A 26041-nucleotide genomic window follows, 5' to 3' on the forward strand; every position below is an offset into this window, starting at 1 on the left:
CCCGGGTCAGACCGACGCCGGCACTTGCCCCACCCACCGGCGCACCGCTTCCGCCAGCCCGGCGTCGCCCGAGTCCGGCGTGCCCACCCAGGCGACGTGCCCGTCCGGCCGCAGCAGCACCGCCTCAACGTCCACAGGGGACAGACTCGATGCGGCCACCACCTCGACCCCACCGGACCAAGCCGCGAACGACCCCGAGGCCGTCAGATCCAGCAGCACCGGCCGCCCGGCGTGCAGCAAGGCCGCCAGGTGCGTCTCCGCTCCCGAGACCAGCAGCGGCACGTCCGGAGCCAGCCGCCCGGCCCAGGGGTGGCCGCCCGGCTCGTAACACGCGTCCAGGCCCGTGATGATCTCCGCCAGCGCGCGGTTCCCCGCCGGGTGCGCCGCCACCCGGCGCATCAAGTCAGCCCACGGCTCCTCGGCGGCTTCCTCCAGCGCCACCTGCGCCCGCGTGTTCGCCAGGATTTGCTCGCCCGCCGCGTGTCGTTCGTCGTGGTAGGTGTCTAGGAGGCCCTCGGGTGCCGTCCCCCGCACCGTTGCCGCCAGTTTCCAGCCCAGGTTGAACGCGTCGTCGAGTGCGACGTTCACGCCGATCGCCCCGGCCGGTGGGTGGATGTGGGCCGCGTCGCCCGCCAGGAGCACCCGGCCTTCGCGGTATCTCGAGGCCAGGCGAGCCGCGTCGCCGAAGCGGCTCAGCCAGCGGGGTGCGCGCAACTCGACGTGGCGGCCGAGGACCGCGTCCACCTGGGCCTGCAGCCTCTCCAGCGTGACGGGCGTGTCCTTGTCCGACGGCGGGTCGTCCTCCCGGACCACGATCCGGACGTACCCCGGCCGCGGGATCACGAACAGGCTCCGCCCGTCCGGGCCCGCCGAAGGCCCGTACGGCAGTTCGCATTCGACGTCGCCGAGCAGCGCGTACCAGCGTGCGTCGACGCCGGGGAAGCCGATGCCCGCCTGCTTGCGCACCGTGCTGCGGCCGCCGTCGCAGCCGACGAGGAACCGGGCGCGGATCGTGCGGCCGAAGCGTCCGTTGTGGACTGTCGTGGCGACCTCGTCCGCGGACTGGGTGAACGAGCGCAGGTCGTGGCCGCGCAGGATTTCGACGCCCAGTTCGAGCGCCCGCGCCTCCAGGACCTCTTCGACGCGGGTCTGCGGGATGCCCAGCGAGAACGGGTGGTCCGTCGCCGCGCCGTCGAGCAGCAGCGGGCCGGGCAGGCCGGTGACCGGTGCGTGCGGCACCCGGTGTCCCTCGGCCACCAGCCCCTCGGCCAGGCCGCGGCGGGCCAGCAGGTCCAGCGCCCGCGCGTTCAGGTTGAAACCGCGGCAATACGGCGGACGTTCCGGCAGGCGTTCGACGATCGTGGTGCGGACGCCGGCCAGCGCGAGCTCCGCGGCGAGCAGCAGGCCGGCCGGACCGGCGCCGGCGATGAGGACATCGGTGTCGGACATGGTTCCCCTCAGAAGTTCTCGGGCCACGGCAGGGCGCCGGACCGGATTTCGGCGACCGTGCGGCGCGCCCAGTCGAGCTCCGCCTGCCACGCGTGCCGGACGAACTCGACCTCGATCATGAACAGCCGCGGCGCGCCCTTGCCGACCGTTTCGGCCAGCGCCGTGTCCGCGCCGTCGATGCGTTCGGCGAGGTGGCGGGCGCGTTCCTCGAGCGCGTCGGCGGCGCGCTCGGGGCCGAGCGCGCCGAGGTAGCTCACCGCCGCGACGAACTTCGGGTACTCCGCGACCGGTTCGCGGACCAGTTCGTCGAGCCAGGCGACGAACTCCTGGCGGCCCAGTTCGGTGTGCGCGTAGACCGTCCGCTCCGGCCGGTTGCCCTCCCGGACCGTCTCCACGGGCTCGATCCAGCGGTGCTTCGCCAGCGACTCCACGGTGTCGTAGAGCGACCCCGGGTTGATCTTGAACGTCGAGCCCTTGTGACGTTCGCGCAGCGTCGACGCCATTTCGTACGGGTGCATCGGGCGTTCCAGCAGCAGCCCGAGCAGGGCCAGCGCGAGGGTGTTGCGGATCTTGCGTGGCGGCACTAGTCGCTCCCTATTAGTCGGAACCGACTATACGACCGTCGTCAAGTCAGGTTGCCGACGCAGGCGTGCAGGAGGTCGGCCAGGTAGCGCTTCTGGTCGGCCGACAGCGTGGTCAGCATTTGCGCTTCGACCTGCGTGATCAGGTCTTCGGCGGCGTCCAGGTGGGTGCGACCCTGCGGGGTCAGCGTCACCGGGCGCGCCCGGCCGGTGGTCGCTTTTTCGGCGACGGCGACCAGCCCGGCCGACCGCAGGCCGCCCAGGACGTCCCGCAGCGACTGCCGCGTGACGAACGTGATCCGCGCGAGTTCGGCCGACGACGCGCCCGGGTGGTCGTCGAGCGCGCGCAGCACGGCGTACTGCGACATCGACAGGCCCAGCGGGCGCAGCCGGTCGGTGCAGGCCTGGTTCAGGGCCTGCTGGGCGCGTTTGATCAGGTAGCCCGGTCGATCGCCGGTCGGGGCTGCACTCATGACAGGAGCCTTACACATTTCGGCGACCGCCACCATCAGGGCGCCTAGAAGCGCGTGTGCTCGCGCCAGTGGTGGAACAGGGCCGCGTCGCCGGACACGGCGAGCCGGGCGTCCTCCGCGGCGAGGCGCCCGGTCAGGGCGAGCAGCAGGTCGGCGGCGCGGCCTTCGACGACGACGTCGGCTTCCGAGCCGGTCTCCTGGCTCACCTCCACCCCCGACGGCGTCCGCCGGACGAGCCAGCCGACCTCGGGTTCGGTGGCGTGGAACAGCAGCGTCTCGCCGGTGCCCCGCAGCGACGTCCGGTCCAGGGCCGGGTGCTGTTGCCGCGAAAAGACGACGACCAGGTCCAGGCCCTCGGAAATCCCGTCGGCGGCGAGGTCGGCGTCGACGTCGTACGGTGTGCCGGTCGCGAAGGCGGCGTCCGCGCGGTGGACGACCGTCTCGTGGGTCAGCCGCCGCGTCCAGAACCCGGCGCGCCGATCGGGGGTCCACGTCGACGTCGGGGTCTCGGGCCCGACCTCGGCCACCGCGGCGACGAGCCGCTCGGCACCGTCGCGCAGCCAGCCGCCGAGAGCCTCGAACGCGGGCGGCTCGTCGATCGTGACGGCCTCGAACGGCACGTATCCGCTGGGCCGGCTCGCGATGATCGCGGCCGACTTGTGGTAGGCGACGCCGACGTGGCAGGTCAGGTCCCGCAGTGTCCATTCCGGACACGTCGGGACGCGCGCGTCCGGATCGGCGCCGGCGATCACCGCCCCGAACCGGTCCGCTTCGGTGACGAGGGCGCCGGCCAGCCGGTCGTGGCTCAAAGACATCACCCCGCCACGGTAGGCCGGGCGACGGCGGCCGTGGGGTCATGATCGAGTGCCCCGAAGACGTCCTTCCCGGACCTGGACGGCCGCCTCGCAGCGGACAAAGCTACCTCACTGGAGCGGTGAGCCGAACCAGCGGGCCAGGTGGTCGTCCAGGTCCCGCTGGTCATCGCCGATCCAGGCGACGTGACCGTCGGGGCGCAGCAGGACGGCCGGAACGTCGAGGGCCGCGGTCGGGTCCGGGAGGTGATCGACCCGATCCGACCAGGCGCCGGTGCCGAGGCGTTCGGTGCGGTCCAGCAGCAGGCCGCGGCCGCGGTGCAGCCGGTCGTAGAGACGCCCCTGCTTGACGTCGATGTCGCGCAACCGGCGGCCGAGCAGGTCGGGGCCCGGGCCGAAGTCGTAGCGGATGTCGATCGCGGCGATCTTCTCGATCAGGTGGCGGTTCACCTCGGCGAAGTCCATCAGTTCGGTGAGCAGCCGGCGCACGGCCCGCGGGCCCGGTTCGGGGGACATCAGTTCCATCTGGGCCCGGGTGTTGTCCAAGACGGCCTCGGCGACCGGGCGGCGTTCGGCTTCATAGGTGTCCAGCAGGCCGCCGGGTGCCCAGCCGCGGATCCGCGCGGCGAGCTTCCAGCCGAGGTTGAACGCGTCCTGGACGCCCAGGTTGAGGCCCTGGCCGCCGGTGGGCGGGTGGATGTGCGCCGCGTCGCCGGCCAGCAGGACCCGCCCCGCCTGGTACCGCTCGGCCAGCCGGGTGGCGTCCCCGAACCGGGACAGCCAGCGCGGGGAGTGCACGCCGAAGTCGGTTCCGGCGACGGCACGCAGCTGTTGCCGGAAATCGTCCAGGGTCGGCGGGGTCGCGCGATCGCCGATGCCGTCGGCGGGGACGACGACGCTGTAGACACCTCCGCCGAAGGGCCGGAGCCAGAACGGCCGGTGGGTCTCGCCGACCTCCCGCACCTTGGCGGCGATCGCCGCCGGCGGCGCCGTCGCCGCCATTTCGCCCATCAGCGTCTCGGTCCGCGAGGGCTCGCCGGGGAAGCCGATGCCGCTCAGTTTGCGCACCGTGCTGCGCCCGCCGTCGCAGCCGACGAGGTAGCGGGTCCGCAGCCGTTCACCGCCGGCCAGCTCGACGGTCACGCCGTCGTCGTCTTGCTCGAAATCGACCACGGCCGCACCGTGGCGGACCTGGGCACCCAGGGCGACCGCGTGGTCTTCGAGGAGCCGGACGACGACCGGCTGCGGGATGCCGAGGAGGTAGGCGTGCGCGGAGTCCAGGTCCGGGGGCGCGGGCTTGGGGATGGCGGCGAAGAACCCGCCGGCCGGCCGCTGCCGCCCGTGCTCGAGGAGACGGTCCAGCAGGCCGCGCATGGCCATCAGTTCGAGGCTGCGCACGTGCAGCCCGACGATGCGGACGAAGGACGCGGGCTCGGTGTCCTGTTCGAGGACGAGGACGCGCACGTCGTGCAGCCGCAGTTCGGCGGCCAGGGTCGCGCCGGTCGGGCCGCAGCCGGCGATGACGACGTCGAAGGGCGAAGAGTCCATGGGGGTGCCTTTCGGGAGTGCCTGGTGGTCGAGGCGCTCCCGGCGACACCTACGTCAATCGCCCGGCCGTGACTGGAGGGGGAGCACCCACGTCGATCCTGCGTTCATGGGTCTCACCTCCTCGGGCGTGTCACGGACGACCGCAAGCTACAACCCCGGACCGGGGGCCGTCCATTTCTTTTCGAGCCGGGTTGTCAAGTCCAGTTAGTTTGGAACATACTGAACTAACTGAACAACACGGGAGGTTCGAGTGGCGGAGCGCGAGCAGGAGCTCGAGTGGGTCGAGCGGATGGCGATGTTCTGCGCCGCGGAGTACGCGGTGCCGCCGATCGCCGGCCGGATCCTGGGGTGGCTGATGATCTGTGACCCGCCGGAGCAGTCCGCGGGGCAGATCGCGGAGGCGATCGGGGCGAGCAAGGCGTCGCTGGCCACGAACATGCGGGTCCTGGCCGACGCGGGTTTCGTCCGGCGGCGCACCAGGCCGGGCGAGCGGACGAGCTACTACCGCGTGGACGACGACGCGTGGGACACGGTGATCCGGCGCCGGGTCGCCGGCCTCGCGGAGTTCCGTGACCTCGCCGCCGACGGCATCGGCCTGGCCGGGGCCGGAAGCGGCCGCGCCGAACGGCTGCGCGTCGCCCACGACGTCTACGACTGGATGACCAAGCTCCTGACCGAAACACCGCGTCCTGAGAAGGGGAAGACGAAATGACCGGCCGGGAGAACACGGCGCTGATCGCGGGCGGCGGAATCGGCGGGCTCGCCGCGGCGATCGGCCTGCGGCGGGCCGGCTGGACGGTGACCGTGCTGGAACGGGCGGCCGAACCCGGCGAGGCCGGCGCGGGCTGGTCGTTCGCGCCCAACGCGGTCCGCGCGGCGGACGCGCTGGGCGTGGGCGGAGAATTCCGGGCGGTCTCGGTGCCGACCGAGGCCGGAGCCACCCTCCGCACCCCGGACGGCGGCTACCTCATGCGGTTCCGGCCGGGGCGGGACGCGCCCTTGCTGGCCAACCACCGCGCCGACCTGCACCGGGTGCTGGCCGGCCACCTGCCGGCCGGCGTCGTGCACGCCGCGGCCGAGGTGACCGGAGTCGAGCAGTCCGGCTCCGGGGTGACCGTCGCCTACCGGACCCCGGGCGGGTCCCGGACCGCGCACGCCGACGTCCTCATCGGGGCGGACGGGCTTCGCAGTGCGGTCCGCCGTGCGGTGTGGCCGGACGTGCCCGGTCCCGTCTTCCAGCGGATCCTCTGCTGGCGTGGGGTGACCGAACCCGGTGCCGTGTGGCCGGTCGCGGGGTTCCAGACCTGGGGACGCGGCGCCCGGTTCGGCGCGCACCCGATCGGCGGGCAGCGGGTGTTCTGGTTCCTCACCATCCGCCAGGACGAGCCCGGCCGGCGCTACGGCGACAACCTCGCCGAGGTCCGGGCCCGCATCGGCGACTGGCATGACCCGATCCCGGCCCTGCTGGCCGCGACCCCGGCGGCGTCCGTGCTGTGCCACGACATCTTCGACCTCGACCCGTTGCCGTCCTATGCGGACGGCCGGGTCGCGCTGCTCGGCGACGCGGCCCACGCGATGACGCCCTTCCTCGCCCAGGGCGCGTGCCAGGCGCTGGAGGACGCGGCCGTGCTCGCCGCCGAACTCGCGGGCGCCACCGATGTCCCGGCGGCGCTGGCGCGCTACGACCGTGCCCGGCGTCCCCGCAGCCAGCGGGTGGCGCGGATGGCCCGGCAGGACCCGAAGGTCAGCCTGTCCACCAGCCCGCTCACCCACCGGCTGATGACCCGCCTGACCCGCGTCGCCGGTGGCGGCGTGGCGGCCCGCAAGGCCGCCCGCCTCTGGGACTGGTTCCCACCCACCGAACGGGCGGAGACGAGCGGGCGGTGACGGTCTCGCCGGGCCGCCGGGAACTGCGGTATCCCGGAGCGCAGCACCTCAGGCCGTCGGGCGGCCCGCTCCCGCGTAGTCGTCGCCGTCCCGGCGGTACGAGTGGACCTGGACCGCCTGGCCGGTCTGGGGCGCGTCGATCATCTGCTGGTTGCCGATGTAGAGACCGACGTGGTGGATCTTGGTGGCCGGCTCGCCGTAGAAGATCAGGTCGCCCAGCTGCGGGTCGGTCACGTGCGGCACGCTGCGGAACTGCGTGTCGGCCGTGCGCATCAGCTTGATCCCCGCACTCGCGTACGCCGCCGTCGTCAGGCCCGAGCAGTCGAAGCCCGGGTCGTTGCCGCCGGTGCCGTTGCCGCCCCAGATGTACGGGAGGCCGATCTTGTCGATCGCGAAGTTCACCGCGCTCAGCACCGCCGGGTTCGGCGCCGCCGAGCCCTGGCCGACCGTGCCGTAGACGTTGACCGTGGCCAGCGTCCGGTGCAGGAACAGCGGCGCCGCCTGCAGCGTGGCGACCGAGTTCCACCACACCTGGCCCTGGGACAGGTCGTGGCCGTCGGCGCACAGCGCGCGGCCCGTGGTCAACGCGGCGTCGTCGATGTTTTGGACATCGGGCTGCCCGCCGGACGCGCTCGCCTGGTACTTGCCCCAGATCGCCGGGGACAGCTGCATCGGCCCGGCGGCGTTCGCCGTCGAGACGACCTTGTTGTAGAAGTCGCGCACCTCGATCGTGCCGAGCGGCTTGTCCAGGACGCCGGTGGTGCCGAACTGCCCGCCGCGCGCCCGGCCGTGGTCCGTGGTCACTTTTCCGACCGCGGCCAGCGTGACCCAGGAAAGGTGGCACCCGGGGATGTCCTTGCTCAGGGTCGTCGTCGCCTTCGCGTAGCCGACCATCGCGCGCAGCGGGATGTCGAGCCACTGGCTGGTCTTGGACGCCCAGGCGTCGAACTCGCTCGCTTCGGGCACCTTCGGCGGCGTCGAGGTCTGCGGTGGCGTGGTCGTCGGCGGCGTGGACGGTTTTGGCGATGTCCCCGACGTCGACGACGTCGGGCCGGCCGTCGCGGCGGCGTTCGTGGTCTCCTGCTGCTTCGGCGCGAGCGAGATCCCCGCCACCAGGGCACCGGCGACGACGACCACCGCCGCGATCACGACCACGGGCTTCCGGCGGCGCGCTCCGGGCGTGCCGGTCTCGATCTCGGCCGGGACGATCTCGGGTTCCTCGCTCACCGGGCCGCTCCCGTGAGCCGGTCGAGGACGAAGCCGCGCAGGCCGTCGAGGTCGGTGTCCAGCGCCACCTCGATCGGGCGGCCGGGGGAGAACTGCGGATCGTCCTCGCCGAGCCGCCGCCGGTCGACCAGGGTCTGGCCGCGCGCCGGGCCGAGGCCGCAGTCGACGTCGACCCGGAAGGTCTCGGTGTGCAGGATGCCCGGCGAAATCGCCTCGGCGACCGCGACGGCGTCGTGCATGACCATCCGGTCTTCGCCGAACACGCGCGTGTAGTGCTGCCGGTAGGTCGACGTCAGTCCTTCGAGGATGGCGCCGACCGGGCCCGACGACGCGAGCTTCGCCAGCCACTCGCCGTCGACGGCGCAGCGGTGCGTGAGGTCCAGCGGGACCAGCACCACCGGGACGTCCTCCTCGACCAGCACGCGCCGGGCCGCCTCCGGGTCGCTCCAGATGTTGAATTCGGCGGCGGTCGTGCTGTTGCCGAACGTCACGCCGCCGCCCATGATCACCAGCCGCGCGATCTTCGCCGCCGCGCCCGGGTGGGCCGCGAGCAGCGCGGCGATGTTCGTCAGCGGCCCGATCGGCGCGATGGTCACCGGCTCGTCGGCGGCTTCGAGCAGGTCGAGCATCAGCCGGACGGCATCCCGCTCCTCCAGCGGACGGCTCGCCTCGGGCAGGGTGTAGGAGTGGCCGGACAGGCCGTCGCCGCCGTGGACCTCTTTCGCGTCACGCGGCTTCGAGTAGACGAGCGGGCGAGCCGCCCCGGCGGCCACGGGCACGTCGGCGCGGCCGAAGAGCTCGAGCAGCTTTCGCGCGTTCGACGTCGTGCGGTCGAGGGGGACGTTGCCGAAAACCGACGTCACACCCAGCAGGTCGACGTCCGGCGACAGCGCCGCCAGCGCGATCGCCAGCGCGTCGTCGACGCCCGGGTCGGTGTCGATGATCAGCTTCGTGCCCATCCCGCTCCCCTTGCCTGCGAACTCGTCCCGCACACAGGTTACGGTCACGGGCATGACGTCGATGTGGGGTGCGCCCGCGCTGTCGCGGGTGCGGGCCTGGCGCCGCGCCCGGCAGGACCCGCGGCAGGCCAAGTTCCTGACCGCCGACTCGCTGCGCTGGGTGCTGCGCAACCGCGCGTACACGCCCTGGTACCTGGTCCGGTACTACCGGCTGCTCAAGTTCCGGCTCGCCAACCCGCACATCATCCTGCGGGGGATGCTCTTCCTCGGGAAGGACGTCGAGATCCACTGCCGTCCTGGCTACGGGCGCCTGGAGATCGGCCGCTGGGTCCACATCGGCGACGGCAACGCCATCCGCTGCCACGAGGGCTCTCTGCGGATCGGCGACAAGTCGGTGTTCGGCCGCCAGAACGTGATCAACTGCTACCTCGACATCGAGCTCGGCGCGGCCACCCTGGTCGCCGACTGGGTGTACATCTGTGACTTCGATCACGTCATTTCGGACATTCACGTCCCGATCAAGGACCAGGGGATCGTGAAGTCCCCGGTCCGGATCGGCCCGGACACCTGGCTCGGCACCAAGGTCAGCGTCCTGAAGGGCACCCGCATCGGCCGCGGCAGCGTGCTGGGCGCGCACGCGGTCGTCCGTGGTGACATTCCGGACTACTCGATCGCGGTCGGTGCGCCGGCGCGAGTGGTGCGTAACCGCGAAGACGACTACGCGGCCGACGCCGCGCGTCGCGAGGCGGTCGCGGACATGGCCCGCAAGGCGAACAAGGCCCTGCAGAAGACCCTCGGGGAGCAGTAGATCCACTCAGGCCGCGTGGTCGCTTTTCGCGACATAGTGGTCGGGTGAAGGAGCTTCGCGAGGTCGCCGCGTCGGCCCTGCTCGCCGTGGGCGCGGTGGTGTGGCTGATCGTCGTCCCGCTGATGTTCTTCCGAGGCCTGTTGATGGCGTACGGCATCGGACTGGGATCCGGTGACCCCGCCGCGGCGAGCCCGACGTTCACCTGGGCGAGGTGGCTCGGCGCGGGTATCCCGGTCGTGGGACTGGTCGTTTCGGCGACCACGCGGCGGCGGGGCTGGATCTGGTTCTACGGGATCGGAGTCGTCGTGGTCGCCGTGGTGGCGGGGGTTCGCTGGGCTCAGACCCACCCCGGCCCGCCGCCGCCCCCGGAGCCGACCCACTGCGTCGAGCGCAGCGGCGGCGGCAACGAATGCCCGGGCGACTGACCTGCGGTTTTCCTGCGTGGTCGAGAAACGACCACGCCGTTTCCCGGCCGTTCGGCGGTGCTCCCCGGCTGATCGGCCGATCTCCGCCACACCGGTCCGCGGCAGCCTGGGGCCCATGTCGATCACCCGGTTCGCCGTCCCGCTGCTCGCCGCCGCGGCATTGCTGCCCGCCGTCCCCGCGGTCGCCGTCGCGGACGGGCTCTCCTGGCAGCTGTGCGCCACCGTCGCTCAGGGCTGGGACCCCGGCGACCACCGCACCGAATGCACGCTGGTCCCGGTCCCGCTCGACTACGCCGACCCCGATGGCCGGAAAATCGACATCGCCGTCAGCCGGATCCGGGCGACCGGCACGCGGACCGGCGCGATCCTGCTGAACCCCGGCGGTCCCGGCCAGTCCGGGCTCACCATGCCCGGCAGCATCGCCGACAGCCACGCCGGCGGCCTCGGCGTCCACCACGACCTCGTCGGGTTCGACCCGCGCGGCGTCGGCTACAGCGCCGACCTCCCGTGCCCGGCCGAATTCCCCGAGCCGAGCACCGACAAGGAGAAGGCGCGCGAAGCCGCCGAGCGGTTCGCCGAGGCGAACCGCAAGTGCGTCGACGCCGACCCGGCCTTCGTCCGGAATCTGACCACGCCGACGATCGCCCGCGACCTGGACCGCATCCGCGTCGCCCTCGGCGAGGACAAGATCGGCTACTACGGCGTCTCGTGGGGGACCGCGCTCGGCGCCCAGTACCGGTCGCTCTTCGACGACCACGTCGACAAGATGCTGCTCGACTCCGTCATGCCGCCGGACTTCAGCGTCACCGCGATGGACGACGGCCAGGCGACCGCGGGCGAGAACACCTTCCACGAGTTCGCGGCCTGGATCGCCAGGTACGACGCCATTTACCGATTCGGGACCACGGAGCCCGCGGTCGCGAAAGCCCTGCTCGGCCTGCGGGACGAGTACGGCGAGAGCGTCAACGGCATGCTCGCCGACCCGCGCCGCGAGTGGGCCGGTCTGGCGAAGCAGCTCGCCGCCATCCGCGACGGCGGAACGCCCGTTGCCGGAAAACCGACAACGGGCGGCCTGGGCTGGGACGGCGAGCCGCACGCCTTCAACCACTTCCAGCAGACGGCGCTGCTCTGCAACGAGTCGCCGAGCCCGCGCGACTTCGAGACGGTCTGGCAGCACCGCCTCGACCGCATACAGCGCCTCCCGGTCGCGGGCGGCTACGGCTTCTACGAACAGCTCTGCATCGGCTGGCCCCTCGCCGCCCGGCCGTGGTCGTTCGAAAATGGGACAAGCCCGCTGCAGCTCGTCGGCCACCTCTACGAGCCGGTCACGCCCATCGGCTGGGCGCTCGCGATGCAACGACGGATCGGCGGCGCGCTGATGACCGTCGAGGACGACGTCCACGGCTCGCTGTCGTCGCTGCCCTGCGCCGACGCCGTGGTCACTTTCTTCGACACGGGCCGGACGACGTCGGCGTCGTGCCCGGGCGCGCCGGTCCCCGGGCCTTGAGTCAGACGCGCGCCCGCAGCTGGTCGCGGACCTCCATCAGCGCGAAGCCGAGCAGGTTCAGCCCGCGCCAGTAGTCCGGCTTGGTCGCGTTCTTCTCCTCGCGCGCGAGGCCGGTGCCCCAGACGAGATCCTTCTTGGACGCCTCGACGAGCACCGCGTCCCCGGTTCCGAGCAGGAACCGGCGCAGGTCGCGGTGTTGCCGGAATTTGGCCAGGTTGCCGTCGACGACGATGTCGAACCGGTGCCGCTCCCAGGTGGCGGCGTCGAACCCGGCGACCTCGCGGCCGAGCACCTTCGCCGTCTTCGGGTCGGGCGTCGACCGGATCAGTTCGGCCTTCTCGACGTCACCGAACAACAGCGCCTTGCCCGCCATCATGTAGTGCTCGGCGGTCGGGTAGACGAGGCCGTCGGCCTCGAACGGGTCGGCCCACCACTGGCTCAGGCAGCTCGCCGTCACCCGGCCGGACTTCGAGGGCGTGTGCCCGTAGAACAGCAGGTATTCGGGCTCCGCACCCTCGTGGACTTTCTCGCGCAACGCCTCGACACTGCGGACACCGTCGACCTTCACCATCCGCCTAGTGGACCACGCGCTCAGAGCAGGAAGTGGAACAGGGGGCTGCCCGGCTCGATCCGCTCCACCTGCAGCGGGCTCGCGTCCATCCGGGCCAGGAGCCCGGCCAGGTCGGACGGCCGGGCGATTTCCAGGCCGACCAGCGCCGGGCCCAGCTCCCGGTTGGTGCGCTTGACGTACTCGAAGCGGGTGATGTCGTCCTCGGGCCCGAGGACCTGCTCGAGGAACCGCCGCAGCGCGCCCGGCTCCTGCGGGAACCCGACGAGGAAGTAGTGCTTCAGCCCTTCGTGCATCAGGGAGCGCTCAAGGATCTCGCCGTATCGGCTGACGTCGTTGTTGCCGCCGGAGACCAGGCATACCACGGTCTGGCCGGGCTCGACCTCGACGAACGTGCCGAGCGACGCCGCGGCGAGCGCGCCCGCGGGTTCGGCGATGATCCCGTCGGACTGGTACATCGCGAGCATCTCGGTGCACACCGCACCCTCGGCGACCGCGGTCAGCTCCGCGCCGCTCTCGCGGATCAGGGGATAGGTGACCGCGCCGGCCTCGCGCACGGCGGCGCCGTCGACGAACGAGTCGAGCTCGGGCAGCCGAACCGGGTGCCCGGCCTCCAGGGCCGCGGCCATGCAGGCCGCGCCGGCCGGTTCGACGCCGACGATGCGGACGTCCGGGTGCCGCTCGCGCAGCCAGCTGCCGACCCCGGCCAGCAGCCCGCCGCCGCCGACCGGCACGACCACGACGTCGGGCACGAAGCCGAGCTGCTCGACCACCTCGAGAGCGACCGTGCCCTGACCGGCGACGGTCCGGACGTCGTCGAACGCGGGCACCAGGGTCGCGCCGGTGCGCTGGGCGTCCTCGTTGGCCGCGGCGAAGGCGTCTTCGTACGTTTCTCCGACAACGATCACTTCGATGTGCGCGCCGCCGAGCGTCGCGATGCGTTCGCGCTTCTGCCGCGGCGTGGTCCCGGGGACGTACACGCGGCCGGTGGCGCCGAGCCGGCGGCACGCGTATGCGACGCCCTGGGCGTGGTTGCCGGCGCTGGCGCAGACGACCCCGCGGGCGCGGACGTCCTCGTCGAGCTGGACGATGAAGTTGTAAGCGCCGCGGATCTTGTACGACCGGACGGTCTGCAGGTCCTCGCGTTTCACCCAGACCTGGGCGTCCACCCGGGACGACAGCCGGGCGCTGGGCTCCAGCGGCGTCCGGGTCACCACCCCGGCCAGCCGCTCGGCGGCCTTTTCGATGGTCGCCGCGGTCACCGTGTCGATGTCGTGCACCCCGGTGAATCTACGACTCGCGCGTCCCGGGCAACCGCTCGGGCCTCCGGGCCCATCAAAGGGGTGTCGAACGAGATGGGGGGCGCCGATGGACGCCGGATTCACCGAGTACGTGACCGCGCGGGCGGCCTGGCTGCGCAAGGTGGCGTACTTGCTCTGCGGCGACTGGCACCGGGCCGACGACCTGGTCCAGTCGTCGGTCACCCGGCTCTACGCGCATTGGCCACGGGCGTCCCGCGCCGCCAACGTGGACGGCTACGTGCGCCGCACGCTCGTCAACACCTACCTGGCCGAGCAGCGGACGTCGTGGTGGCGGCGGGTGGATTTGCGCGAAAAAGACCACGAGCCGCCCACGCCTGCCGCGGACGTCGAACTGGCCCTCGACCTGCGGGCCGCGCTGGAGCGGCTGCCGGCCCGGCAGCGCGCGACCGTCGTGCTGCGCTACTTCTGCGACCTCCCGGTCGCGGAGACCGCGCGGGCGCTGGGCTGTTCCGAAGGCACCGTCAAGAGCCAGACCGCCAAAGCCGTGGACGCGCTTCGCGATCTGCTGCGCGAACCGATCCGGGAGGGACGAGCATGACCGACCACGAGCTGGCCACCAAGCTGAAGGAACTGGCCGAAACGCCCGCCCCGCCGTCCCGGCTCGACCTCGACCGCGCGCGCCGCCTCGGGGGACGCCGTCGCCGCGTCCGGACCGCCGCGCTGGTCGTGGGCTGCGCCGCGGTGGTGACGGCCGGGGGGCTGACGGCGGTGTCGGCGTTCCGGCCCGCGCCGCCGGCCGCGCCGGCGGCGGTGCTGCCCGGACCCGGCCCCGCACCCGTCCCCGTCCCGCCGGCGCCCACCGACAACCCGCTGGTGGCGAAGGCGAGCTTCGGCTGGCTGCCGGAGCCGATCAAGGGCATCGAGTACGGCGTCGGCGACCACGGCGACTACGCGCTGGCCATCGGCCGCGGCGAGCTGGCGCCGATGATCTGGCTCGGCGTGTTCGACCGGGAACCGCCGCTGGACCGCAGGCACGACATGGGCGGGCAGGCGGTGCGCGTCCCGGTCCGGGTCGGCGACCGTGACGGGTACTGGGTGACGACCGATGCCGGGGACCCGCTCAACCACGGCGACAGCTACCTGCGCTGGCCGACCCCGGACGGCCGCTGGGCCGAGCTGAACGCGTACTACCTCGCCTTGCCCGACCTGCAGCAGGTCCTGCTGAGGGTCGCCGGAGAGGTGACGATCGGGAACCGCCCGGTGCCCCTGCCGCTGCACATCTCCGGACTGCCGGAGACGTTCCGGGTCGCCGACATCGGCCTGTGGCGCCGGCCGGACTCCGACGGTGTGCCGTGGCGGGCGGTGCTGCAGTACTCGTCGAACGGCGCACTGGCGACGATCACCGTCTCCCTCCCCGGCGGGCGGGCGGACGGTCTCGGCAAACCCGTGTGCACGACGAAGAACGGGCTGAAGGCGTGCGTCGCGATCGACCAGCCGAAGGCGGCGGGCATCACTTCGCAGGAGCTGCTGAGCCGGATCACGCTGCTCGGCCCGGACGAGACCAAGTGGACGACCCACGTGATCGGGTGATCAGCCCTTCGGCACCGCCGGGTACGGGACGAAGGTGCTCGTGTTCTCGTCCACGGTGAGCTGCTTGCCGATCGTCGGGAAGGCGCGCTGGGAGCAGGCCGGCCGTTCGCAGACTTTGCACCCCATCCCGATGGGGGTCGCGGCGGCCGGCTCGTCCAGGTCGAGGCCGGTCGAGTAGACGAGCCGTCCGGCGTGGCGGAGTTCGCAGCCCAGCCCGACGGTGAACGTCTTGCCCGGGCTGCCGTAGCCGCCGATGTTGCGCGACACCGTGCGCGCGATCCAGAAGTAGCTCTTGCCGTCGGGCAGGGTGGCGATCTGGGTGAGGATCTTGCCGGGCTGGGTGAACGCCTCGTAGATGTTCCAGAGTGGACAGGCGCCGCCGACGCGGGAGAAGTGGAACCCGGCCGCGGACTGCCGCTTCGACATGTTCCCGGCCCGGTCCACCCGCACGAAGGAGAACGGCACCCCGCGCTGCTTCGGGCGTTGCAAAGTCGACAGCCGGTGGCAGACGGTCTCGAAGCCGACGCCGTAGTGGTCGCAGAGCCGCTCGATGTCGTAGCGGAAGCGCTCGGCCGCGGCCAGGAACGGTCCATACGGGAGGATCAGCGCCCCGGCGAAGTAGTTCGCCAGGCCGACACGGGCGAGCGACCGGGCGGCCGGCCCGGAGAACGCCCACGAGTCGGCGAGCTCGGTGATGAGGTCGTCGTACTCGAGCAGCGCGATCTGCGAAGCCATCCGGAACGCCTGCTGCCCGACCCGCAGGCTGGGCGCCAGCCGCAGCACGCGCGTCACCGGCTCGTAGCGGTGCTGCTGGCCGGCGGCTTCGTCGATGCCTTCGCTGGTCACCTCGACGCCGTAGCGCTGGGAAAGGCGCTCCTTCAGCGCGCCGAGCACCTGCCCGCGCTGCAGCGGGATCTCCGCGGCCATCTTCTCAGCGCGTTCGTCCAGTTCCGCGACATAGTTCTCGCGCTCGTAGAAGAAGTCGCGGACCTCCTCGTGCGGCAGCGGCGCGGCGGCGCTGCCGTGCAGGCCCAGGCCGTTTTCGGTGGTCAGCACGGCGGTGTTCTCGACGGCGTTGCGGTAGCTGCGGTGCAGCTTGACCAGCGCCTGCGCGATCGCCGGGAGGTTCGTCGCCAGGTCGTTGAGCTCGCTGGTCGTGACGTCGACCCCGAGGACCTCGTCGAGCAGCGCTTCCTTGACGTCGGCGACCAGCCGGGACGTGTCGTTGTTGGCGAAGAACTCGGTGTCGACGCCGAACGCCTGCGTGATCCGGAGCAGCACCGGCACGGTCAGCGGGCGTGAGTTGTGCTCGATCTGGTTGAGGTAGCTGGGTGAGATCTCCAGCACACGAGCGAGATCGGCTTGGCTCATCGAGCGGCTTTCCCGAAGGTGCCGCAGCCGCGCCCCGGCGAAAGTCTTCTCCATGCGAGCCCTCTTTCCCGGAAGGTTTCCGGTCCTGAACGGTTACGTGAACGGTCAAGAACGCGGATTTTCGATCACTTGCGAACCGGGCGATTCGCAAGCTTTGCAAAGAGCGTACGTACCCTTCGCACAAATTGGCAAATTGGACGACTGGACCTCGTTTTCGCTGGCGTGTCAGGGTCACACCAAGCAAGGCGAGCAATCGCAAACTTCGCAACACCGGGAGATCCGATGACGGAACAGGCCAAGCAGGCGGCCGCGGAGCTGGCCGCGCAGTGGGCGAGCGACCCCCGCTGGGCGGGCGTGCAGCGCTCCTACTCGGCCGAAGACGTGATCAAGCTGCGCGGCAGCGTCGTCGAGGAGCACACCCTGGCCCGCCGCGGCGCGGAGAAGCTCTGGGACCTGCTGCACACCGAGGACTACATCCACGCGCTGGGCGCGCTCACCGGTAACCAGGCCGTCCAGCAGGTCCGCGCGGGCCTGCAGGCGATCTACCTGTCCGGCTGGCAGGTCGCCGCCGACGCCAACCTGGCGGGCCAGACCTACCCCGACCAGAGCCTGTACCCGGCCAACTCGGTGCCGGCCGTGGTCCGCCGCATCAACAACGCGCTGGGCCGTGCCGACCAGATCAGCTGGGCCGAGGGCAACACCGACATCGACTGGTACGCCCCCATCGTCGCCGACGCCGAAGCCGGCTTCGGTGGCCCGCTCAACGCGTTCGAGCTGATGAAGGGCATGATCGCGGCCGGCGCCGCGGGTGTGCACTGGGAGGACCAGCTCGCGTCCGAGAAGAAGTGCGGTCACCTCGGCGGCAAGGTCCTCATCCCGACCAAGCAGCACGAGCGCACGCTGAACGCCGCCCGCCTCGCCGCGGACGTACTGAACGTGCCGTCGCTGATCGTCGCCCGCACCGACGCCCAGGCCGCGACGCTGCTGACCAGCGACGTCGACGAGCGCGACCAGCAGTTCCTCACCGGCGGCCGCACCGCCGAGGGCTTCTACGAGGTCCGCAACGGCATCGAGCCGTGCATCGAGCGCGGCCTGGCCTACGCCCAGTACGCCGACCTGCTCTGGATGGAGACCTCCGAGCCGGACCTCGAGGTGGCGCGCAAGTACGCCGAGGCGATCAAGGCGAAGTTCCCGGACCAGATGCTGGCCTACAACTGCTCGCCGTCGTTCAATTGGAAGAAGCACCTGGACGACGCCACGATCGCGAAGTTCCAGCGCGAGCTCGGCCACATGGGCTACAAGTTCCAGTTCATCACGCTGGCCGGCTTCCACGCGCTGAACTACTCGATGTTCGACCTGGCGCACGGTTACGCCCGCGAGGGCATGACCGCCTACGTCGACCTGCAGGAGCGCGAGTTCGCTTCGGAGAGCCGCGGCTACACCGCGACCAAGCACCAGCGCGAGGTCGGCACCGGCTACTTCGACCAGGTCGCCACCGCGCTGAACCCGGAGAGCTCGACCACCGCGCTCAAGGGCTCCACCGAAGAAGCCCAGTTCCACTGATCCCGGCCGCGGCCTGACGACGGCAACCCCCACCGTCGTCAGGCCGCGACCTTCCCCCTTCTTTCCTTCCCTGCCCACAGCTCGCGGAGGCACCCCATGGTTGATCGGCTGAACTACCGCATCGAGGTCACCGGACCGGTCGAGGGCCGGTTCGCGGAAATCCTGACCCCGGCGGCACTCGACTTCCTGGCCAAGCTGGACAACACGTTCGCCGGTCGCCGGCGTGAGCTGCTCGACGCCCGCCGCACGCGGCGCGAGGAACTGCAGTCCGGCGAGAAGCCGCTCGGCTTCCTGCCCGAGACCCGCCGGATCCGCGAGGACGAGTCGTGGCACGTGGCCCCGACCGCGCCCGGTCTGGAGGACCGCCGCGTCGAGATCACCGGCCCCACCGACCGCAAGATGACGGTCAACGCGCTGAACTCCGGCGCGAAGGTCTGGCTGGCGGACTTCGAGGACGCGACGTCGCCGACCTGGCACAACGTCATCGACGGCCAGATCAACCTCTACGACGCCATCCGCCGCAACATCGACTTCACCACCGAGGCGGGCAAGCGCTACACGATCGGCGACGACCCGGCGACGATCGTCGCGCGCCCCCGCGGCTGGCACCTGGTCGAGAAGCACATCCGCATCGACGGCCGTCCCGTGTCGGCGAGCCTGGTCGACTTCGGCCTGTACTTCTTCCACAACGCACGCCAGCTGCTCGCTCGCGGCGTCGGCCCGTACTTCTACCTGCCGAAGCTGGAGAACCACCTCGAAGCGCGCCTCTGGAACGACGTCTTCCTGCTGGCGCAGCGCGAACTCGGCATCCCGCGCGGCACCATCCGCGCCACCGTGCTGATCGAGACCATCACGGCCGCGTTCGAGATGGACGAAATCCTCTACGAGCTGCGGGAGCACGCCGCGGGCCTGAACGCCGGCCGCTGGGACTACATCTTCAGCCTCATCAAGAACTTCGCCGCGCACGGCGCCGACTTCGTCCTCCCGGACCGCGCGCAGGTCACCATGACCGTGCCGTTCATGCGGGCCTACACCGAGCTGCTGGTGAGCACCTGCCACAAGCGCCGCGCCCACGCCATCGGCGGGATGGCCGCGTTCATCCCGAGCAAGGACCCTTCGGTCAACGCGACCGCGGTCGAGAAGGTCCGTGCCGACAAGGAACGCGAGGCCGGCGACGGTTTCGACGGCTCCTGGGTCGCGCACCCCGGCCTGGTCCCGGTCTGCCGCGAGGTCTTCGACAGCGTGCTCGGCGGCTGGCCGAACCAGCTCGGCAAGCTGCGCGAGGACGTCCACGTCACCGCCGAAGACCTCCTGGACGTGGCCAGCGCCGGCGGCGAGGTCACCGAGGCGGGCGTCCGCGCGAACATCAACGTCGCGCTGCGGTACGTCGACGCGTGGCTGCGCGGCACCGGCGCGGCGGCGATCCACAACCTGATGGAAGACGCGGCCACCGCCGAGATCGCGCGCTGCCAGGTCTGGCAGTGGATCCGCAACGGCACGAAGCTCGAGGACGGCACGGCGCTGACCCGCGAGCTGGCGGTCGAATTCCTGAACGAAGAACTCGCGTCAGTGCGCGCCGAGCTGGGGGCGGGCAACCGCCTGGACGACGCGTACGAGATCTTCACCGAAACCGCGCTGGGCGAGAAGCTGCCGAGCTTCCTCACCACGGGTGCCTACGCGCGGTACCTCACGGACGCCCGGTAGCAGGGGCCCCGGCCGCCCCTACCTGACGAGGGGCGGCCGGATTCCACACTGGTTGGGATGGTGTGGGTCCGGACCGGTCCGGTGACGGCGGCTCCCCGTCACCGGACCGGTTCATTTCCGCGTCAGGAGACCCCGTACGCCCGGATCACCGTCTGCTGCACGGTGTTCCCGTCGTCGTCCGACGCCTTCGCCCGCAGCGAGACGAAACCACTTGCCGGATTTCGGACCACGACCGTCCAGTGGTCCCCGGTCCGCACGGTGACCGCTGGCCGCCAGGTGCGCCCGTCGTCCGTGGACGTCTCGACGGCCAGCTTCGTCCCGGTCCCGCCGCCCTGCCGCTCGACGAACGCCGGGAACGTGAAGACCCGGTCGCCCGGCGCGCCGTTGCGGAGGTCGACCGCCGGGTCGAACCGGGCAGTGAGCAGCGGCAGCGCCTTGCCGTCCGCGGCGGCCGACGAACGGAAGCCCCACTCCGCCGACACATCCGTCCACAGCGGCCACCAGTCGGCGTGCCGGTGGACCTCCGCGGAGAGCCGGTACGCGCCGTCCGCGTCCGGCACCGCGATCCGGGCCATGCCCGGCTCGTCCGGGGACACCGGGATCGCGACGCCGTCCTTGGTCAGGCTCACCGATCCGGTGTCCCCGAAGAACGACTCGGCCGTGCGCGGGCGTCCGGCGGCGTCGCCGAACATCGGCAACCACATGTCGAAGACACCGTCCTTGCGCCACGCCCACGGACGCGGCTGCTCGCCGGAGTGGGTCACGGTCAGCCCGCGCAACGACGGCCCGGCCACGGCCTTGTTCCACGCGAGCCGGTACTGGCGGCCCGCGGCGAGGTCGAGCTTCTCCGTCAGCTCCCCGAGCCGGCCCGCGGTCCACACCGTCTCCCACCGGCCGGGGGAGTAGTACTCGGTGCGTTCCTGCTGGTCGGCGACGGGTTCGGTGTAGCCGTAGCCGACCATCCGGCCGAAGAACTCGCGCGCGGCGACGTAGCGGATCGTCTGGGCAGTGCTGTCGTGGTAGGCCGTGCGCACCTCGGCGAGGTCACGCGTCTTCGGCCGCTGCACCCGCGCGGTCGTCACGGCCCGCTCGACGCCGTCACCGAGCTCGTAGCGGAAATTCGGCGACGGACGGCTGACGACCGTCGCCGAGGCCCGGCCCGTCTTCGCCAGCTCCGCCAGCCGCCGTCCGGTGACCGACGAACCGCTCCAGATCGTCGGCATGGTCAGCGTCGGGGCGTCGCCGCCGAGCACCGTGGCCGCGGCTGTGTCACCCGACAGGGAAACCAGGGCGAGCTTCGCCCCGGCGTGCTCGACGTCCGCGAGCCGCCGGTAGGTCTCGGTGATCGGCGTTTCCGGTGCCACCTGGATGACGACGAGCTTGCCGCGCGCGTCGATCTTGGCCAGGTCCTCCGCCGTGCCGGCCCCGCCGGACACCATCGGCACCGTGCTGCGGCCGGCCGGTGCGGCGGACTCCAGCCACAGGCCCCGGACCGCGAACGGCTTCCCGTCGTCCGCGGTCAGCTCGAGGTCCGGTTCGGTGGCCCGGCGCTGCTGGCTGAAGGCGAACGCGGCCGACGAGGTCCCCGGCACCGTCGCGGCGAAGGCTTCGTGGAAACGCGGGTCGAGGTCCGTGTTGTTCGCGAAGACGCAGCCGCAGCCGGTGATCCGGCTGAGCAGCTCGACCCCGTACGTGCCACCACGGGCCGCGGGGTTGTCCGGCTCCAGTGACGTCGGCTTGCCGTCGCGCGCGTCGAAGGTCTGCGTGACGTCGTGGTCGAGCACCAGCTCCGGGTGGCTGATGAAGCTGTACGACGGCTCTTGGCCGGGCCGCGGCGTCTCGATGGTGCTGTGCACGGCGTACCGGCCACGCGGCAGCCGATAGGTGCCCGCCTCGCCGAGGGTCAGCGAGCCGGTGTCGAGGTCGAGGATCGCCACCGGCGGGTACCCGGTCGGCGCCCACGGCTTGCCGTCGCGGTCGAGCAGGCCGACGGTGAGGTTGTACGTCTCGCCTTCCTGCCGGACCGACAGCGCGGTCCGGGTGCTGACGCCGTCACCGCGCGCGGTGAGGATGCCGGAGTGAGTGCCCGGGGCGCCGTCCTGGGCGGCGAAGGTGAGCTCCACGGGAGTGCTGCCACCTGCGGGCACGGTCACGTTGGCCGGAAAAGTGACCACGCCGCCGAGGTCGCTGGAGAGCGCCAGCGTCACCGGCGTGGATCCGGAGTTGTACCAGGTGACCGTCGCCTTCTTGGTCGTCCCGTTGTTGGGCCACGGGAGGTACGCCGACGCCGCGCCGGTGGCGGTGACCGCCGTGGTCGTCGCGCGGGCGACGTCGACGCGGCCGGTGCCGACCGCCGCCGGTCCGGCGTCGACGGGCGTGGCGCTGCTGGTCAGTGCCGCCTTGAGCCGCTCGGCCGGCCAGTCGGCGTGCTGCTGGGCCAGGATCGCCGCCGAGCCCGCGACGTGCGGCGTGGCCATCGAGGTGCCGTTCAGCGTCTGGTAGCCGTCGCCGACGGGCTCGCCCGCGGGCGGGATCCCGGCCGGGCGCGCCGCGGTGATCGACTCGCCCGGGGCCGCGACGTCCGGCTTGGCCGCGCCGTCGCCGGGCCGCGGACCACGGCTGGAGAACGGGCTCAGCACGTCCTTCTTGGACACGCTGGCCACGGCGAGGGCGGCGTCGGCGGCGGCCGGGCTCTCGACGGATTCGTCCCGGCCGGAGTTGCCCGCGGCGACGACGAACAGCGTCCCGTAGTCGTGGGTCAGGGTGTTCACGGCTTCGGACACCGGATCGGTCCCGTCCGATGGCGCACTGCCGAGGCTCATGTTCACCACGCGGGCGTGCGCCTCGGTCACCGCCCACTGCATGCCGGCCAGGACGCCGTCGAAGGTGCCGTGGCCGGAGTCGTCGAGGACCTTGCCGACGGCCAGGGACGCGTCGGGCGCGACACCCCGGTACTTCCCGCCCGACGCCGCGCCGGAGCCGGCGATCGTCGAAGCCACGTGCGTGCCGTGCCCGGCGCCGTCCTCGACGGTGCCCTTGCCGGTGAAGTCCTTGCTCGGGCCGACGTGGCCGGCGAAGTCCGGATGGGCGGTGGCGATGCCGGTGTCGAGCACCGCGACGGTCACGCCGCGGCCGGTCAGCCCCGCTTGCCACGCCGCCGGGGCGCCGATCTGCGGCACGCTCTGGTCGAGGCTCGCCTGCACCTTCGCGTTGAGCCACACCTTCGCGGTGCCCGCCGCGAGCGTGGCGGGTTGCGTGGTGAGCCGGTTCCAGAACGCCGCGGCGCCGGACTTGGGCTCGTCGAGTGCGGTGTAGCCGAGCGCGGCGGGCCGCGCGGCGACCCCGGTCCGGGCGGCGACGGCCGGGCCCGCCTGCCGGACCAGCAGAGGCACGTGCGGCGTGCGCGCGTCGTCGTAGCCCTGGCGCAGCAGGCCGGTGACGTTGAACAGCTGCTCGTCGAGCCGTCCGGCGCGGACCAGCTCGGCGGCGTCGCCGGGCAGGACGTAGCTGTCGCCGTGGCGGGTGTACTGCCGGAACGGCACCGGGCGGTCCCGGCGCGCGGGCAGCACCCGCACGCCGGTGCCGCCGACCAGCACCTGGTCGCCGGTGACCAGCGTGATCCGGGTCGGCGTCTCTGCGAGTCCGTCCGCCGGGGCGGCCGCCGCGCCGGGTGCGGTGAGCACGCCCGCGGCCAAGGTCACCGCGATGACCGCGGTGATCGGTTTCCTCATGGAATGGTTCCTCACTGTCGGGTCCCCCGGTTCGTGGAACGGGTTCGGCGCGGAGCCGGGTTGCCCGGATTTCGATCTCCGGGCAACCCCCGCGGCCGCGCACCCCGTTCGACAGGTGTGGGGGCAACGAGGAGGAACTGGTGAAACGGTCGGAAGAAGCGGGGTACCGCGACTACGTCACGACCCGGATGGAGGTCATGCGCCGCACGGCGTACCTCTTGTGCCGGGACTGGCACCTCGCCGACGATCTCGTGTCGATCACCATCGGCAAGCTGTACCGGCACTGGCCGCGGGCCCGCCGGGTGGCGCACCTCGACGCCTACGTGCGCCGGATCCTGGTGCGGACGTGGCTGGACGAGAAGGCCAGGGCGTGGCGGCGCGAAGAGCCGGCGGAGACGCTGCCGGAGCCCGCGGTGCTGCCCGCCGACGACGTCATCGAACGGCTCGGCCTGCTGGAACTGCTCGACGCGCTGCCGCCGCGGCGCCGGGCTGCGGTGGTGCTGCGGTACTACTGCGACCTTTCGATCGAGGAGACGGCCGAGATCCTCGAGTGTTCGACCGGAACCGTCAAAAGCCAGACCGCGCGCGGGCTCGACTCGCTGCGCGCGCTCGTCGCCGCGAGCCGGAACTGATGGAGGGCCAATGAGCAGGGAGCAGTTCGACGCGGCGATCGGCGTCGTCCCCCCGTCCACAGTGGACGTCGACGCGGTGCTGGACCGCGAGCGCCGCCGGGCGCGGGTGCGCCGGGTGGCGAACCCGTGGACCGCGGCGGGCGCGGGCGTCGTGGCGGTGGCCGCCGGCGCGGTGCTCGTCCTCGCCCCGGGCGACCCCGGCCCCGCCCTCGTGCAGCCGGGAGCGGCGCCACCGACCCCGACGTCCAACGCGTGCCGGCTCCCCTCGCGGCCGACCGGTGCGCCGCCGAAGGAGAAGGTGACCGTGGCGGCGGACCGGCTGACGACGGTGCTCACCGCGGCCGTCCAGCAGCGGGTCGCCGCGGGCACGACGTTGGGTGTTCACCCGTTCGGGCAGTACCCCAAAGGCACCCAGCACGGGCCGCTGACCTTCTACCACGTCTTTTCCGCGCAGGTGGAGGAGGACGGCGCGTGCAGCGGCGGCGAGGACTACTTCATGGCCGCGGCCTCGACGACGGAAAAGGCGCACAAGGGCGCCGTCTGGGCCATCGTCACCCGGCTCGGCGGCAACGCCACCCCCGCGACCGAGTGCGGCCCGCTGCCCGAGGACACGCAGGGGTCGTGCCGTCCGTGGACCGGACCGCACGGCGAGACGATCGTCGAGACAACCTTCACCATCCACGGGGGTCCGACCGTCAACCGGGTGAACGTCACCAAGCCCGACGGCACCGGCGTCGTCATCGAGGCCCAGAACACCGCCCGGGACGCGAAACTGGGTGATGCGCCGGACATGCCGTCGCCGCCCCTGGACCTCGGCCAGCTGGCGCAGGTCGCGCTCGATCCCGGGCTGACGCTCTATCCCTGAGCGGCCAGCAGCACCTTGGCTGCTTCGCCGGCGATCTCCGCTTCGCGGGGGTCGCCGGTGATGGCGGCGAGCACCGTCGCGCCTTCCATCAGCGAGAACAGCTGGTCGGCGATGGTCCGGTCGGGGACGAGGCCGCGCAGGTAGGCGCGGACCTCGTCCTTGTGCTTGCGGATCGCGGCGGCGATGCCGGGGGTGGGCTCGCCGAACTCGCCGAAGGAGTTGATGAACGCGCAACCGCGGAAGCCCGGCTCGGCGAACCAGTTCTTCAGCCAGGCGAACACGGCCAGGGGGTCGTCGCCGCGGGCGTGGACGAATTCGCGCAACGAGCGGCGCCAGCGTTCGTCGCGACGGAGGAGATAGGCCTCGACCAGGTCGTTCTTCGCCGGGAAGCACTGGTAGAGCCGCTTGAGCGAGACGCCGGAGCGCTCGCGGACGGCGTCCATCCCGACCGCTTGCACGCCGTGGGCGTAGAAGAGGTCTTCGGCGGCCTCCAGCAGCCGGTCGGTCGCCTCCGTGGAATTCATGTCACCTGTCCCTGGCGCTGAGAATGATCGTTCTCTAGTCTAGCGGGAGCAGCGGAGAACGAACGTTCTCCGCGTCCGGAAGGAGCTCCCATGACCCCGCGCCCGCCGTTCCCGCCGTTCGACGAGGACACCGCCCGCCAGAAGGTCCAGGCCGCCGAAGACGCGTGGAACACCCGCGACCCGGAACGCGTCTCGCTCGCGTACACCGAGGACTCGGTGTGGCGCAATCGCGACCAATACGTCGTCGGGCGCGCGGAGATCGTCCGGTTCCTCACGGCGAAGTGGGAGCGCGAACTCGACTACGCCCTCCGCAAGGAGCTGTGGGGCTTTCGCGGCAACCGCATCGGCGTCCGGTTCCAGTACGAGTCCAGGACCGCCGATGGCCAGTGGTTCCGCAGCTACGGCAACGAGCTGTGGGAGTTCAGCGACGAAGGCCTGATGCGCCGCCGCGAAGCGAGCATCAACGACCTCCCGATCGCCGAAGCCGACCGCCGCATCTTCGGCCCGCGGCCGGAGTCGGAGCAGGGCGCGCTGTTGCCGGTCTTCTAGTCGGCC

The 26041-nt window shown here is 71.9% G+C and carries 24 protein-coding genes; 12 read left to right on the forward strand and 12 right to left on the reverse strand.

Features of this window, described 5'->3' with window-relative positions; genetic code table 11:
- Positions 1-6 precede the first annotated feature (6 nt).
- The 5 genes from ACFPLC_RS22560 to rox form a co-directional block, all read right to left on the reverse strand.
- The gene (locus ACFPLC_RS22560) at positions 7-1449 is read right to left on the reverse strand and encodes an FAD-dependent monooxygenase (protein WP_378196260.1); all 1443 of its coding nucleotides are present in this window, start codon (positions 1447-1449) and stop codon (positions 7-9) included.
- Positions 1450-1457: 8 nt separating this feature from the next.
- Positions 1458-2033 carry a PadR family transcriptional regulator gene (locus tag ACFPLC_RS22565; protein ID WP_378196257.1) on the reverse strand — a complete coding sequence of 192 codons (576 nt, stop codon included), beginning with the start codon at positions 2031-2033 and terminating at the stop codon, positions 1458-1460.
- A gap of 41 nt (positions 2034-2074) precedes the next feature.
- The gene (locus ACFPLC_RS22570; RefSeq protein WP_378196254.1) at positions 2075-2503 is read right to left on the reverse strand and encodes a MarR family winged helix-turn-helix transcriptional regulator; all 429 of its coding nucleotides are present in this window, start codon (positions 2501-2503) and stop codon (positions 2075-2077) included.
- A 44-nt stretch (positions 2504-2547) separates the two neighbouring features.
- A complete protein-coding gene (locus tag ACFPLC_RS22575) occupies positions 2548-3318 on the reverse strand; it encodes a maleylpyruvate isomerase family mycothiol-dependent enzyme (RefSeq protein WP_378196476.1) in 771 nt (256 codons plus the stop codon).
- A gap of 108 nt (positions 3319-3426) precedes the next feature.
- Positions 3427-4863 (reverse strand): rifampin monooxygenase, encoded by a 1437-nt coding sequence (gene rox / locus ACFPLC_RS22580; RefSeq protein ID WP_378196251.1) that lies wholly within the window; start codon positions 4861-4863, stop codon positions 3427-3429.
- Between the two features lie 250 nt (positions 4864-5113).
- On the opposite strand from rox, the gene ACFPLC_RS22585 reads away from it, so the two are divergent.
- Together ACFPLC_RS22585 and ACFPLC_RS22590 are read left to right on the forward strand one after the other, a co-directional pair.
- On the forward strand, positions 5114-5575 hold the full coding sequence (locus tag ACFPLC_RS22585; protein ID WP_378196249.1) for a GbsR/MarR family transcriptional regulator: 462 nt from the start codon (positions 5114-5116) through the stop codon (positions 5573-5575).
- Positions 5572-6750 (forward strand): FAD-dependent monooxygenase, encoded by a 1179-nt coding sequence (locus tag ACFPLC_RS22590; RefSeq protein WP_378196246.1) that lies wholly within the window; start codon positions 5572-5574, stop codon positions 6748-6750. Before ACFPLC_RS22585 ends, ACFPLC_RS22590 begins: the two co-directional genes overlap by 4 nt.
- Positions 6751-6798: 48 nt before the next feature.
- On the opposite strand, the gene ACFPLC_RS22595 is transcribed toward ACFPLC_RS22590, so the two are convergent.
- Both ACFPLC_RS22595 and ACFPLC_RS22600 read right to left on the reverse strand, forming a co-directional pair.
- Complete coding sequence (locus ACFPLC_RS22595) at positions 6799-7905, reverse strand: C40 family peptidase (protein ID WP_378196473.1); 1107 nt, start codon at positions 7903-7905, stop codon at positions 6799-6801.
- A gap of 68 nt (positions 7906-7973) precedes the next feature.
- Complete coding sequence (locus ACFPLC_RS22600; RefSeq protein ID WP_378196470.1) at positions 7974-8936, reverse strand: nucleoside hydrolase; 963 nt, start codon at positions 8934-8936, stop codon at positions 7974-7976.
- Between the two features lie 52 nt (positions 8937-8988).
- Here ACFPLC_RS22600 and ACFPLC_RS22605 point away from each other — a divergent pair, with 52 nt between their 5' ends.
- The 3 genes from ACFPLC_RS22605 to ACFPLC_RS22615 all read left to right on the forward strand — a co-directional run bounded on the left by ACFPLC_RS22605 (position 8989) and on the right by ACFPLC_RS22615 (position 11676).
- On the forward strand, positions 8989-9744 hold the full coding sequence (locus ACFPLC_RS22605; protein ID WP_003058890.1) for an acyltransferase: 756 nt from the start codon (positions 8989-8991) through the stop codon (positions 9742-9744).
- Positions 9745-9788: 44 nt separating this feature from the next.
- Entirely contained in the window at positions 9789-10169 is a 381-nt protein-coding gene (locus ACFPLC_RS22610) for a hypothetical protein (protein WP_378196242.1), read from the forward strand.
- 115 nt (positions 10170-10284) lie between these two features.
- Positions 10285-11676, forward strand: a complete 1392-nt coding sequence (locus tag ACFPLC_RS22615; protein ID WP_378196240.1) for an alpha/beta fold hydrolase — start codon at positions 10285-10287, stop codon at positions 11674-11676.
- Position 11677: 1 nt separating this feature from the next.
- Here the strand turns inward: ACFPLC_RS22615 and ACFPLC_RS22620 are convergent, their stop codons facing one another.
- Both ACFPLC_RS22620 and ilvA read right to left on the reverse strand, forming a co-directional pair.
- Entirely contained in the window at positions 11678-12247 is a 570-nt protein-coding gene (locus ACFPLC_RS22620) for an NADAR family protein (protein WP_378196237.1), read from the reverse strand.
- A gap of 20 nt (positions 12248-12267) precedes the next feature.
- On the reverse strand, positions 12268-13524 hold the full coding sequence (gene ilvA, locus ACFPLC_RS22625) for a threonine ammonia-lyase IlvA (RefSeq protein WP_378196234.1): 1257 nt from the start codon (positions 13522-13524) through the stop codon (positions 12268-12270).
- Between the two features lie 88 nt (positions 13525-13612).
- Here ilvA and ACFPLC_RS22630 point away from each other — a divergent pair, with 88 nt between their 5' ends.
- Entirely contained in the window at positions 13613-14104 is a 492-nt protein-coding gene (locus tag ACFPLC_RS22630; protein ID WP_378196232.1) for a SigE family RNA polymerase sigma factor, read from the forward strand.
- A complete protein-coding gene (locus tag ACFPLC_RS22635; RefSeq protein ID WP_378196228.1) occupies positions 14101-15096 on the forward strand; it encodes a hypothetical protein in 996 nt (331 codons plus the stop codon). The genes ACFPLC_RS22630 and ACFPLC_RS22635 overlap by 4 nt, the downstream gene beginning before the upstream one ends.
- On the opposite strand, the gene ACFPLC_RS22640 is transcribed toward ACFPLC_RS22635, so the two are convergent.
- On the reverse strand, positions 15097-16521 hold the full coding sequence (locus tag ACFPLC_RS22640) for a short-chain fatty acyl-CoA regulator family protein (RefSeq protein ID WP_378196225.1): 1425 nt from the start codon (positions 16519-16521) through the stop codon (positions 15097-15099).
- A 228-nt stretch (positions 16522-16749) separates the two neighbouring features.
- Between ACFPLC_RS22640 and aceA the strand changes: the two genes are divergently transcribed.
- Together aceA and aceB are read left to right on the forward strand one after the other, a co-directional pair.
- Positions 16750-18030: an isocitrate lyase gene (gene aceA / locus ACFPLC_RS22645; protein WP_364571377.1), complete on the forward strand. Its 1281-nt coding sequence runs from the start codon at positions 16750-16752 to the stop codon at positions 18028-18030.
- A gap of 96 nt (positions 18031-18126) precedes the next feature.
- Positions 18127-19734 (forward strand): malate synthase A, encoded by a 1608-nt coding sequence (aceB, locus tag ACFPLC_RS22650; protein WP_378196222.1) that lies wholly within the window; start codon positions 18127-18129, stop codon positions 19732-19734.
- Between the two features lie 122 nt (positions 19735-19856).
- On the opposite strand, the gene ACFPLC_RS22655 is transcribed toward aceB, so the two are convergent.
- The gene (locus ACFPLC_RS22655; protein ID WP_378196219.1) at positions 19857-23465 is read right to left on the reverse strand and encodes a S8 family serine peptidase; all 3609 of its coding nucleotides are present in this window, start codon (positions 23463-23465) and stop codon (positions 19857-19859) included.
- A gap of 140 nt (positions 23466-23605) precedes the next feature.
- Between ACFPLC_RS22655 and ACFPLC_RS22660 the strand changes: the two genes are divergently transcribed.
- On the forward strand, positions 23606-24097 hold the full coding sequence (locus ACFPLC_RS22660) for a SigE family RNA polymerase sigma factor (RefSeq protein WP_191309980.1): 492 nt from the start codon (positions 23606-23608) through the stop codon (positions 24095-24097).
- 10 nt (positions 24098-24107) lie between these two features.
- Positions 24108-24962, forward strand: a complete 855-nt coding sequence (locus ACFPLC_RS22665) for a hypothetical protein (protein WP_378196216.1) — start codon at positions 24108-24110, stop codon at positions 24960-24962.
- Here ACFPLC_RS22665 and ACFPLC_RS22670 read toward each other — a convergent pair.
- Positions 24953-25486: a TetR/AcrR family transcriptional regulator gene (locus tag ACFPLC_RS22670; RefSeq protein ID WP_378196214.1), complete on the reverse strand. Its 534-nt coding sequence runs from the start codon at positions 25484-25486 to the stop codon at positions 24953-24955. The two genes, ACFPLC_RS22665 and ACFPLC_RS22670, sit on opposite strands and share 10 nt — an antisense overlap.
- A 90-nt stretch (positions 25487-25576) precedes the next feature.
- Here ACFPLC_RS22670 and ACFPLC_RS22675 point away from each other — a divergent pair, with 90 nt between their 5' ends.
- Positions 25577-26035, forward strand: coding sequence for a nuclear transport factor 2 family protein (locus tag ACFPLC_RS22675; protein ID WP_378196211.1), 459 nt, complete (start codon positions 25577-25579; stop codon positions 26033-26035).
- Positions 26036-26041 lie beyond the last annotated feature (6 nt).

The sequence above is a fragment of the Amycolatopsis plumensis genome, from assembly GCF_042652605.1.
GTDB lineage: Bacteria > Actinomycetota > Actinomycetes > Mycobacteriales > Pseudonocardiaceae > Amycolatopsis > Amycolatopsis plumensis.